The organism is Kribbella sp. CWNU-51 (genome assembly GCF_054073265.1).
This window is the reverse complement of the sequence record NZ_JBSXMZ010000007.1, coordinates 833,447-844,013: the sequence shown is the minus strand read 5'-3', so window position 1 is coordinate 844,013 and position 10,567 is coordinate 833,447. Positions and strand designations below refer to the sequence as shown.

14 protein-coding genes are annotated in these 10,567 nt (G+C 66.8%); 9 read left to right on the top strand and 5 right to left on the bottom strand.

The window, feature by feature from the left end; all coding sequences use genetic code 11:
• Positions 1–49: 49 nt before the first annotated feature.
• Entirely contained in the window at positions 50–667 is a 618-nt protein-coding gene (locus ACXC9Q_RS12585; protein ID WP_457056653.1) for a TetR/AcrR family transcriptional regulator, read from the top strand.
• Here ACXC9Q_RS12585 and ACXC9Q_RS12580 read toward each other — a convergent pair whose 3' ends face one another.
• The gene (locus tag ACXC9Q_RS12580; protein WP_457056652.1) at positions 668–1,300 is read right to left on the bottom strand and encodes a MerR family transcriptional regulator; all 633 of its coding nucleotides are present in this window, start codon (positions 1,298–1,300) and stop codon (positions 668–670) included. It lies immediately after the preceding gene.
• Between the two features lie 84 nt (positions 1,301–1,384).
• Here ACXC9Q_RS12580 and ACXC9Q_RS12575 point away from each other — a divergent pair, with 84 nt between their 5' ends.
• Together ACXC9Q_RS12575 and ACXC9Q_RS12570 are read left to right on the top strand one after the other, a co-directional pair.
• A complete protein-coding gene (locus tag ACXC9Q_RS12575; RefSeq protein ID WP_457056651.1) occupies positions 1,385–1,897 on the top strand; it encodes a DoxX family protein in 513 nt (170 codons plus the stop codon).
• The gene (locus tag ACXC9Q_RS12570) at positions 1,894–2,295 is read left to right on the top strand and encodes a hypothetical protein (RefSeq protein WP_457056650.1); all 402 of its coding nucleotides are present in this window, start codon (positions 1,894–1,896) and stop codon (positions 2,293–2,295) included. The genes ACXC9Q_RS12575 and ACXC9Q_RS12570 overlap by 4 nt, the downstream gene beginning before the upstream one ends.
• Positions 2,296–2,340: 45 nt before the next feature.
• Here the strand turns inward: ACXC9Q_RS12570 and ACXC9Q_RS12565 are convergent, their stop codons facing one another.
• From ACXC9Q_RS12565 to ACXC9Q_RS12555, 3 genes are all read right to left on the bottom strand, one after another.
• Entirely contained in the window at positions 2,341–2,865 is a 525-nt protein-coding gene (locus tag ACXC9Q_RS12565) for a GrpB family protein (protein WP_457056649.1), read from the bottom strand.
• Positions 2,862–3,257: a RidA family protein gene (locus ACXC9Q_RS12560; protein ID WP_457056648.1), complete on the bottom strand. Its 396-nt coding sequence runs from the start codon at positions 3,255–3,257 to the stop codon at positions 2,862–2,864. The genes ACXC9Q_RS12565 and ACXC9Q_RS12560 overlap by 4 nt, the downstream gene beginning before the upstream one ends.
• Positions 3,258–3,332: 75 nt before the next feature.
• Positions 3,333–4,412, bottom strand: a complete 1,080-nt coding sequence (locus ACXC9Q_RS12555) for an ABC transporter ATP-binding protein (RefSeq protein WP_457056647.1) — start codon at positions 4,410–4,412, stop codon at positions 3,333–3,335.
• 195 nt (positions 4,413–4,607) lie between these two features.
• Between ACXC9Q_RS12555 and ACXC9Q_RS12550 the strand changes: the two genes are divergently transcribed.
• The gene (locus ACXC9Q_RS12550; RefSeq protein WP_328524749.1) at positions 4,608–5,171 is read left to right on the top strand and encodes an ArsR/SmtB family transcription factor; all 564 of its coding nucleotides are present in this window, start codon (positions 4,608–4,610) and stop codon (positions 5,169–5,171) included.
• Positions 5,164–5,997 (top strand): SRPBCC domain-containing protein, encoded by an 834-nt coding sequence (locus tag ACXC9Q_RS12545; protein ID WP_457056646.1) that lies wholly within the window; start codon positions 5,164–5,166, stop codon positions 5,995–5,997. The genes ACXC9Q_RS12550 and ACXC9Q_RS12545 overlap by 8 nt, the downstream gene beginning before the upstream one ends.
• On the opposite strand, the gene ACXC9Q_RS12540 is transcribed toward ACXC9Q_RS12545, so the two are convergent.
• Positions 5,994–6,896 (bottom strand): LysR family transcriptional regulator, encoded by a 903-nt coding sequence (locus ACXC9Q_RS12540; protein WP_457056645.1) that lies wholly within the window; start codon positions 6,894–6,896, stop codon positions 5,994–5,996. The two genes, ACXC9Q_RS12545 and ACXC9Q_RS12540, sit on opposite strands and share 4 nt — an antisense overlap.
• Before the next feature lie 81 nt (positions 6,897–6,977).
• On the opposite strand from ACXC9Q_RS12540, the gene ACXC9Q_RS12535 reads away from it, so the two are divergent.
• From ACXC9Q_RS12535 to ACXC9Q_RS12520, 4 genes are all read left to right on the top strand, one after another.
• On the top strand, positions 6,978–8,207 hold the full coding sequence (locus ACXC9Q_RS12535; RefSeq protein WP_457056644.1) for an MFS transporter: 1,230 nt from the start codon (positions 6,978–6,980) through the stop codon (positions 8,205–8,207).
• A gap of 453 nt (positions 8,208–8,660) precedes the next feature.
• A complete protein-coding gene (locus tag ACXC9Q_RS12530; protein ID WP_457056643.1) occupies positions 8,661–9,275 on the top strand; it encodes a hypothetical protein in 615 nt (204 codons plus the stop codon).
• The gene (locus ACXC9Q_RS12525) at positions 9,272–10,039 is read left to right on the top strand and encodes a coenzyme F420-0:L-glutamate ligase (RefSeq protein ID WP_457056642.1); all 768 of its coding nucleotides are present in this window, start codon (positions 9,272–9,274) and stop codon (positions 10,037–10,039) included. Before ACXC9Q_RS12530 ends, ACXC9Q_RS12525 begins: the two co-directional genes overlap by 4 nt.
• Positions 10,020–10,550, top strand: a complete 531-nt coding sequence (locus ACXC9Q_RS12520) for a hypothetical protein (protein ID WP_457056641.1) — start codon at positions 10,020–10,022, stop codon at positions 10,548–10,550. The genes ACXC9Q_RS12525 and ACXC9Q_RS12520 overlap by 20 nt, the downstream gene beginning before the upstream one ends.
• The last annotated feature ends 17 nt before the right edge of the window (positions 10,551–10,567 follow it).

Below are 10,567 nucleotides of genomic sequence, written 5' to 3'. Positions count from 1 at the left end.
GGTTTAGTGGTAGCCACTAGTGGTCACCACTAGAAGTAGAATACGGTGCATGGCCGACGTCAAGCGCTCGACGACACAGAACAAGGCGGCGGCGACCCGTGCCCGGATCGTCCGCGCCGCCTACGACCTGTTCTGTGCGAGCGGATATCGCGCCACCACCATGGAAGCGATCGGCAAGCAAGCGGGGGTGGCGGTGCAGACCGTCTACTTCAACTACCGCACCAAGGACGAGCTGCTGCGCGCGGTGCACGAGTGGACGGTCCTCGGCGACGATCCGACGCCTCCGGCGTTGCAGTCCTGGCATGTCGCAGCGATGCGTGAACCCGATGCCCCAGCAGCGCTCTCCCGGATAGTCGCCGGCGTCGCGCGCCTCAACGCTCGGATCGCCCCGATGCAGGGCGTGTTCAATGCGGTCAGCCAAGAGCCTGCCGGTGCGATCTACCAGCAATCACAGGAGCTCCGCCGCCACGACATGGGGATTCTCGTCGCCGAGCTCCGGAAGAAGACACCACTGCGAGCAGGCCTCACCCAGCGGCGGGCCGCCGACCTGCTCCAGTTCCTGATGGGGCCCGAGTCGTACGGCGCCTTCGTGCTGGAAGCCGGCTGGACAGAGCGCCAATGGGTGACCTGGGCCGCTGACACTCTCAATCGTCAGCTGTTCGGGTGATCAGCGGTTCTTCCAGCGGTGGGCTGAGATGGATTCTTGGGCTAGGAGGCGGAGGGAGGAGACGAGGGTTTCGCCGAGGATGGTGCCGATGACTACGGATTCGGCCAACTGGTCTCGGGTGGGGTTGGTGGTTACGGCGTCGATTTCTAGTTCGGTGAAGCGTTCGACTGCTTCGGCGTAGGCGTCGAGGAAGGTGACGAGGTTGTCCTGGCCCAGGGTGCGGAGGGCGGCGACGGTTTCGATCAGGGTGGAGAGGGCGGGGGCGTCGGGGTCCACGGACCAGCCGCGCCGGGTGATGAGGTCGGTGACCTGGGCGGTGGCGGCGGCGCGGGCTTCTTCGGAGGCGGCTTGCTTGCGGGTGGGCGTGAGGGCGCGGTGGGCGCGGCCGATCTGTTCGTGCAGGGGTACGGCGTCCGAGTCGAGTGACTCGAGGATCTCCTTGACCTGCGCCACCGGGACCTGAGCCAGCTCGACCAGGGCGCGGATCAGCCGGAGCCGGCGGACGTGGGGTTCGCCGTACGACGCCTGGTTCGGGCTGCTGAGTTCGCCCGCGGGCAGTAGGCCCTCGCGCAGGTAGTACTTGATCGTCGGCACCGGGACCTCGGTGACCTTGCTCAGTTCCCCGATTCGCATTCCGCTTGCCTTCCTTTCGCCTGTGATGGATAGTATCAGTATCCATAAACGGATACCCCAACTATCCATAGAAGGAGTTGACCGATGATCCCCCTCGTCCTGGTGCTGACGACGCTGGTGTTCCGGGCGCTGGGTGCGCTTGGGGTCCGGCGGTTCGCGACCTGGCCGGCGAGTGCGGCGCACGGAATGGCGGTGATGCTGCTGTTCACCGCGAGCGCGCACTTCGTCCCGGCGGACGTGACCGCGATGCCGAACCACGCCGACATGGTGCGGATGGTGCCGCCGTTCCTGCCGTTCGCGGACGCGCTCGTGTACCTCACCGGCGTCCTGGAGCTGCTCGGCGCGGCCGGCCTCGTGATCACCGCGACCCGCTGGGCCGCCGGCTACGCGCTGGCCGCCCTGTTCGTGGCGTTGCTTCCGGCAAACATCCATGCGGCGGCCGCCGACGTACCGTTCGCGGGCGGCGAGGCGACGCCGCTGTGGCAGCGCATCCCGGAGCAGATCCTCTATCTCGCGGTCGCGGTCTGGGTGGCCCGTACGGCGACCCGCGCCCCGCTCGCCAGCCATGCAGAACTGAAGGAGAACGCGTACTCATGACCGACTCGTCGCGGATCATCGCCGGGGTGGTCCTGCTCACCATCGTCACGATCCAGTTCGGCGGCTACTTCCTGACCAGGATCGTCCGCGGTCAGGTGCCCATGACGGATTTCCAGAAGTCGTTCGCGCGGGCCGGTCACGGCCATGCCGGCGTCCTGGTCGTCCTCAGCCTGGTCGGCCTCTTGTACGTCGACCAGACCAGCCTGACCGGATTCTGGTTGTGGGTCGCCCGGCTGGCGATTCCGGCCGCGGCGATCCTGATGTCCGGCGGCTTCTTCGCCTCGTCCGCGGGCAAGGACCGCACCCAGCCGAATCAGTTCCTCTGGATCCTCTGGCTCGGCGCCGCGTCCCTCGCGCTCGGCGTGCTGACGCTCGGCATCGGCCTGATCGTTGCCTGAAGCACCGTCACCTCAGAGCGACGGCGTACTCGAGGTCGTTACCGATCACGTCGCAGCCGAGCGCGAACCACCAGCTGTAGCGATCAGCTCCTCGACCAGCGCCGACTTCCCGTCGACGTACGCCGGGCGGTCCGTCGTCAGCAGATGCGCCAGCTCGCGCTTGCGGATGGCGTACCGTTCCCGGTCGGCGGCGTTCGTCCGCAGGTGGTCGCGGAGCACGACGTGGTCCCGGTGCGGCTTGTTGCCTTCGACAACGACGTACAGATGGTGGTAGTGGTCGGTATCAGGCGGGAGTGCGAACGCCTCCCGTCCGGGAATCCCCTGGTCGCCTTCATGGTGGTAGCCGGCGGCAACGAGTCGTTCGATGGCCGGCGGCACCAGCTCGGCCGCGGGGACCACGACGTCCACGTCGATGACCGGTTTGGCGGCGAGCCCTGGTACGGCGGTGCTGCCGACGTGTTCGACCTGGTGTGGCAGGTCACCCAGGTACGGCGTGAGTCGCGTCCGGATCTCCTCGAACCACAGCGGCCAGCGCGAGTCGTACTCGACGACCTCGGCGGGGACGATCACAAAGCCGCCGTGACGTCGATCTCGACGAGCTGACCCGGGAAGCCCAGCTGGGCGACACCAAGCAGCGTGCTGGCCGAGGTGAAGGCCGGCGCGAGCGGCGATGCGTTGAGCTGCGTCCAGACGGCTGCGAGATCCTCGCGCACCGGGCTGGCGATATAGATGACGGTCCGTACGACGTCGTCCGGGGAGGCGCCGGCAGACTCGAGCGCAGTCAGGATGTTGCGAATCACCTGCGCGGTCTGGCCCTCGAGCCCGCCCTCGGCCAGTTCACCCGACGGCTGCAGCGGGCACTGCCCGGCCAGATAGATCAGCGTCTCCGCCTGAACCTTCGTCACATGGTGATACCCAGGCGTCTGGTGCAGCCCGCTCGGATTGGTCCGCTCGATCGTCACCTTCCAGACCTAACGCGACGACGCCTTCCCCGGTCAACAGCTTTTGCCGGGGAAGGCGTCGTACTGGACCGCGGGTCAGGCGGTCAGCCGCTCCTCGGTGGAGGTGGAGAAGAGGTGCAGCTTGTCGGCGTCCGGGGCCAGGTGCACGAGAGTGCCCTTGTCGTTGTGGAGGCGGGTGCCGATCCGGGCGATGATCTGCTGCTTCTCGTCGGTGTGTTCCGCGGTGCCGTACAGGAACGCGTCCGAGCCGAGTTCCTCGATCACGGCGACCTTCACCGGCAGACCCGCGTCGGCCAGGTGGAACGCCTCCGGGCGGATGCCGAGCGTCAGCGTCTTGTCGTCGCCGGCCTTGGCCAGCAGGCTGCGTTCGATCGGTACGACGTAGTCGCCGATCTTGGCGCCACCGTCGGTGATCTCGGCCTCGATCAGGTTCATCGAGGGCGAGCCGATGAAGCCGGCCACGAACTTGTTCTTCGGCCGGTCGTAGAGGTTCAGCGGGGTGTCGACCTGCTGGAGCAGACCGTCCTTCAGGACGGCGACCCGGTCGCCCATCGTCATGGCCTCGACCTGGTCGTGGGTGACGTAGACGGTGGTGACGCCGAGGCGGTGCTGGAGTTCGGCGATCTGGGTGCGGGTCTGGACGCGGAGTTTGGCGTCGAGGTTGGACAGCGGCTCGTCCATCAGGAAGACCTGCGGGTTACGGACGATGGCGCGGCCCATGGCGACGCGCTGGCGCTGGCCGCCGGACAGGGCCTTCGGCTTGCGGTCGAGGTACTCCTCGAGGCCGAGCAGTTTGGCGGCTTCCAGGACGCGCTTGGCCCGGTCGTCCTTGTGGATGCCCTGCATCTTGAGGGCGAAGCCCATGTTGTCCGCGACGCTCATATGTGGGTACAGCGCGTAGTTCTGGAACACCATCGCGATGTCGCGTTCCTTCGGCGGGCTGTTGGTCACGTCGCGGTCGCCGATGTAGATCGAGCCCTCGTTCACCTCTTCGAGCCCGGCCAGCATCCGCAGCGCCGTCGACTTGCCGGAGCCCGACGGTCCGACGAGCACCATGAACTCGCCGTCGGAGATGTCGAGATCGAGCCTGTCCACAGCGGGGGTGTCGGTGCCCGGGTACACCCGGGTGGCTCCCTTGAACGAGACAGTTGCCATGTCGCGCTTCCTTTCCTCCGCCGGCAGGAACGTGCCGAACGATCCTTAGCAAAGGCGCCCAGGGCTGGGTGTCTTGCTTCGGTGATCCATCACCAAAGCACTAGGTACAACGGCCGGGCGCCGATTTACATTCCCGGGTGATGGAACTCGCGCTCATTGACAAGTCGAATTTTTATGTACAAACTTTTTTGTGTGATGCGAGACGTGATGCACCTGGAGCAGCTCGAGCAGGCCGAGGCGCTGTTCAAGCCGCAGCGGATCGAGGTGCTGCGGCGGCTCGCGGAGCCGCACACCTGTGGTGAGGTGGCCGAGCAGCTCGGGCAGACTCCGCAGCGCGTCTACTACCACGTGAAGCGCCTCGTCGACGCCGGGCTGGTGACGCTCGTGGAAGAGCGCAAGGTGCGCGGCGTCCACGAGGGCATCTACCAGGCGACCGCCCGCACGTACTGGCTGTCGCCCCGGCTCGTCGGCCGGATCGGCGGCCTCCGCCGGGCCCGCGACGAGCTGAGCCTCGGCTACCTGCTGGACCTGATGGAAGAAGTCCAGACCGACATCGCCGCGCTGGACCGGGCAGCTCCGGAGCTGCCGTCCATCGGGGTCTCCGGTGAGATCCGGGTCCCACCGGACCAACGGCGGGAGTTCTTCCAGGACCTGCGCACCACGCTGCAGGACCTCTTCGAGCGCTACGGCGGCGCCGAGGGCGACGCCTTCAAGCTGGCCGTGGCCTGTTACCCCAAGGGAGACCAAGATCATGACTGAACCGCTCATTCTGCAAGCCCGCGCACGGGCCGGCATCGACGACGTCCGGCAGGCGCTGACCGACCCCAAGGCCCTCAACGTCTGGCTCGGTGAGCACTCGACCGTCGACCTGCCCGGGACCTTCGAGTTCTGGGGCCGCTACATCCCGGAGGGCGACGCGCCGCACCAGCGAGTCCTGGCGTACGACGACCGCACGCTGCGGTTGGCGTGGTTGCTCGACGGTGTGGAGACCACGACCGAGATCATGCTGATCCCCGAGGGCGACGACTCCACCGTCGTCCGGCTGTCCCAGAGTCACTTCGACTTCGCGGACGCGATCAGTGGCGCGACCATTCGCGGCGTACTGCAGACCTTCTGGTCGCTCACCCTCGCCAACCTGGTCGACTACCTGGACGGGCGCGAGCTGACCACGCGGCCGGACTTCACCTCGCCCGTGTTCACCGGCGAGGCACTGATCGACGCACCACTGGCGCAGGTGTACGCGTCGCTGACCGAGTCCGAGAAGGCGTCCGCCTGGTTCGGCTTCCCGATCGGGATCGAGCCGTACGCCGGTGGCCGGTTCGCGATGGGCGGATTCGACGCCGGCCCGGGCGCGACGGTGGTCGAGGTGGTCGAGGGCCGCACGATGTCGGTCGACTGGGGACCGGCCGGGATCAGCACCTGGGAGCTGGCCGAGTCCGACGGCAAGACCCGGCTCACCTTCGTGATGAGCGGGTTCGACGAGTCCAACCCGCCGTACGGCGCCTGGATCGGCTGGCTCAGCGGGGTCGCGTCACTGCGCCGCTTCAACGAGCAGAAGGACTGGCAGTCGATCTGGGTTTCCTAGAAGTACGGGCCGCCGGGGCGGATCGAGTCCGTCAGGAGATCGAGCAGGGCGGTCACCGCTCTGCTCGATCGCCGGCCGCTGGCCGTGACCACGGACAACGTCCAGGTCAGGTCGGTCCCGGCGATCGGGAGCTGGGTGACACCGGGCGCATTGGCCGGCTCCAGTTCCGGTACGACGGCGACACCGAGGCCGGCACGGACGTAGTCGGGGATCGTGGTCAGCTCCGGCACCTCGACCTGGACCCGCCGCGGGATGCCGGCGTTCTCGAAGGTCCGGTCGACCATGCTGCGGTTCCCGAACCCGAGCGGCATGTCGACGAACCGCTCACCGGCCAGCTCCTCGAGCCGCACGTCCGGCTCCTTCGCGAGCGGGTGCGACGACGGCAGCAGTACGACGAACGGCACCGTGGCGAGATCGCGAATCTCGAGTCCGTACAGCTCCGGCTTCGCCAGGCCGACCAGGGCCACATCGAGTCGACCATGACGTACGTCGTCCGCCAGGCCACTCGATCCGGTCGGCGACGTCGCCACCTGAACGTTGACCAGCGGGTACCTCTGGTGGAACGCCCCCAGCAGCTCGGCGAGGTTGACCAGGTTCAGTCGCGCCAGCGTGCCGATCCGGATGTTGCCGCGGAGACCGGTCGACGCCTCCTCGACCACCGCCCGCGCCCGGTCCAGCGCCTCCAGCGCAGCCTTTGCCTCCGGCAACAAAGCCTCGCCGGCCGCGGACAGTGTCACGCGCCGGGTCGAGCGGTCGAACAACGTGGTCTTCAGGTCCGTCTCGAGGGCGCGGACGGCGGCCGACACCGTGGACTGGACCGTGAACATCCGGTGCGCCGCCCGGGTGAAGCTCAGCTCCTCGGCGACGGCGACGAAGTACTCGAGCTGCCGGCTGTCCACGGGTTAATTATCGAACCTCTCGATAAGAGTGTGCAAGAATTTTCGTTGGATTCGATAGATGAGGCGAGCGATGCTGGGGACATGTCCACCTTGACTGGTTCGCGTGCGCTGGTGTCGACTTCACGCGTGCGGTTCGCTCACGGGCCCGGTTTCTGGGTGATCGCCGCGGCCTTCCTGATCACGATGGCGTTCTCCACGGTCCCGACTCCGCTCTACGCGATCTACCAGCAGCGCGACGGCTTCCCGACGTACATGATCACCGTGATCTTCGCGAGCTACGCGGTCGGCGTAATGGCGTCGCTGTACCTCGCCGGCCACGTCAGCGACTGGCTCGGCCGTCGCCGGGTCGCGCTGGTCGCCGTACTTGTGGAGGCGGTGGCGGCGGCCGTCTTCCTGCTCTGGCAGGACGTGCCCGGTTTGCTGCTCGCGCGCTTCATCTGCGGGGTCGGTGTCGGTGTGCTGACCGCGACCGCCACCGCGCACCTGTCCGAGCTGCGGCAGATCGCGCGCCCCGAGGAGGATCCGAGCCGGTCGGCGCTGATCTCGAGCACGGTGAACCTCGGCGGGCTCGCGTTCGGTCCGCTGGTGGGTGGGTTGCTGGCTGCGTACGTCGCATCTCCGCTCGAGCGCCCGTACGAGATCTTCCTGGTGTTGCTGCTACTGAGTGCGGTGGGGATCGCGTTGGTGCCCGAGACTGTGGAGCGGCTGGAGGAGCGGCCCGCGTACCGGCCGCAGCGGGTGGCGTTGCCATCGTCGGCGAGGCCGCTGTTCTTCGCGTCGGCGATCGGGGCGTTTGCGGCCTTCGCGATCTTCGGGCTGTTCACGTCGCTGGCGCCGACGTTCCTGGCCGGGACGTTGCATCACACCTCGCGGGTGCTTGCCGGTGTGGTCACCTTCGCGGTCTTCATCGCAGGCGCCGCCAGTCAGGTCGTGTTCGTCCGCCTCACCCGCCGGCACCAGCTGCGCCTCGGTCTGGCGGCAATGTCGGTAGGCCTGGTCGGCGTGGCCGTTGGCGGTCTGCTCCCCAGCCTGTGGACCTTCATCCTCGGCGGCGTCATCGCCGGCGCCGGCGTAGGCCTCGTCTTCCGCGGCGCCGTAGCCACCGCCGCCTCACTCGCCGACCCCGGCTCCCGCGGCGAAGTCCTCGCCGCGCTCTTCCTGATCGCGTACGCCGGGCTGGCCATCCCCGTCCTCGCCATCGGCCTGGGCATAGCCCTCCTCCCCGCCGAAGTAGCCCTCCTCCTCTTCACCGCCCTCATCCTCATCCTGGTCAACACAGCAGTCCTCCGCATGCTCGCCGCCAACAAGTAGTCCCGCGTATGGGAAGGTGGTGCCCCCTCGCGGCCTGCTACGCGCGCTCCTGTCGTCGCGTGCTGCGCAGTCCGCCCCACCCGCCCGTCTTTGCGCGGCTCCGCCGCTTCATCGACCACCTGTCGCCAACCGTCCGTTGGTCGGCGAACTGTTGTCGGGGTCGGCGGTGATTCGACGGGTACTGTCGTCCGGCGCTCCATGTCGACGCCGTAGGCGATCTCGGCCAGATCGTGTTGGCTGGACGCCTGAGTGCTCGTGGCCCGGTAGGCATCGACACGCCTGCGGACTCTAGGGGTAGACGAGCGCCAGAGTTCAGGTCAAGCTTGGCGACGGGGTTGGGCGAGATCCGTGGCGGGACGGATCTTGGGACCATCAGGCTGGGGGCAAATTTGGCTGACTTGGGCGTCTGCGTGACCGAAGGGCGTGTGCAGGTCTCAGCTCATGGGTCTGGCAATGCATGAGCAGTTGATCAGCGCGTTGATCGGTTCGGTTTCGGGCATAGCGACGAGCTATCTGGTGTGGTGGTACGTGGCCCGCAGGTTGGTGTCGAAGATCTTGTTCAGCGACGCCATCAGCGTCAGGCCCGACTTCTCGGCACAGGGGATCGCGGAAGGCCTGGTCAAGTACCGGGTGAAGATCCACAATTCCGGACGACGAGCTGCGATCGATCTCACCATTCACGCCATGATCCGGTCGGCTTCGCGGGATCCGGATGCCCCGGACAACGTTCAGTTGATCTCGCTGGGTGTGGCGACCGTACCCGCGCCTCGCCTGGACGCGAAGCGAGGACGCACGATGAACCTCAAGACCGAACTGATCCCTGAGGCTCATCGCCGCCATCTCTCGGAGGCCCACCGGGAAGCGCTCCAGAATGGCAAGCGCGTCCCCCTGGAGGAGATTCTCCAGTGGCTGGGACCAGGCGCCATTGTGCGCATCTGGGTCAGTTGCTATGACGAATTCAGCGGATCCCGGCGGGTGTTCGTGTCCAAGGACTACTCAGAGGCGGACTTCACCTCCCGTCAGTTTGAGAGCAATGGCGTCAAAGTTGCGCTCGGTGGTCCACGGTGACGGCGGACGAAATTGTCCGGCACGAATTGCTCAACCAGGCCCTGAAGGGCCTGTTGGCTGGCCTCGGGCATGGGTCCGGTGCCACGCGAAAGGGATCGCCGATCTCTTTGCGCTCGCCGGTGGAGATAGGGGACGACTTGGTGCGCCCCGAACTGCTGGAGGCGATGGCCGGACGACCGCCAGGGTCGTACCTGGTGGTTGCCTCGAAGGTCGTTTCGCTCGCCGAGCGAAGAGTGATCACCATTCCGCGAAACCCCTTGCCGCCGCGCCGTGCGCCGGAGGTCTTGCTCGAGCGCCTACGAATGGTCGCGATCACTCAGGGAACTGAGGTCACAGTACGCGACGCCATCGGGGCCGACCTTCTAGACGATGATGGGGAGCACTTGACCTTCGCGCTGCTGCCGAGTAATCCGAACCGATCGGCTCATGAATTGGCCGCTGCCATTTGGCGGGAGACGTCGGTTAGCTGCGACGTGATCGTCACCGACACCTCGGCCGGGTGGGCCAAAGGTGTGGACCTGATCGGCATTCCGACCTTTCTTGCGACACCGATCGGCCTGACAGGCGGGTGCGATCTCTACTACGCGCAGCGGCTGGCCGCGACTGCCGAAGTCATTCGGAACGAGGTCCCGCTGACTCCTTTCGTGGTCGTCGATCCGCCGACCGACCGGTCGCGCCTTCGTGATCGCACGGGGACCTTCGTCGGTGATGGCTTCTTCGACTCCAAGGGAACGGAGGTCTACCTTGACAGATCGCGGCCCTGAGCAGATCGAGCTGTTGCGCGACAAGTACGCAATGATCGGCTACCTGCGTGATCAAGGTGTGCGCGAGATGGCAGACATCGACGCGATCGACATCTCGGGAGCGGTGCTGGCCAGCCCGGAGTGGGCCGCCTTCGCGTGGTCGCTCGAGCGCCGTCCGGCGATCTGGAGGTTGATGCTGCTCCGGCCAGGTTCGGAGGGAGCACGGATCAGGGCCGGTGAATCGACGGTGTGGCGCGGGAACCAGGAACTGCTCGAGGACGCGATCAGAACGCGCGCGAATCAGATCCGGATGCTCGCGAAGGAGGTTTCCGCCGAGCTGGAGATCCGCTGGTACGACGGCACACCTGTCTCACGCTATGTCCGGTTCGACGAGCATTTGTTCCAGTCCTACTATCCGGCCGACCGCACCGGGCAGGACCTGCCGCTCGCCATCCTCGGGAGCGGATCGATCCTTGGTGAGCGGGCGCGGAAGGAGTTCACAGTTCGTTGGTCGGAGTCCGCGGTGGCTTGAGCAGAGGACAGTGACAG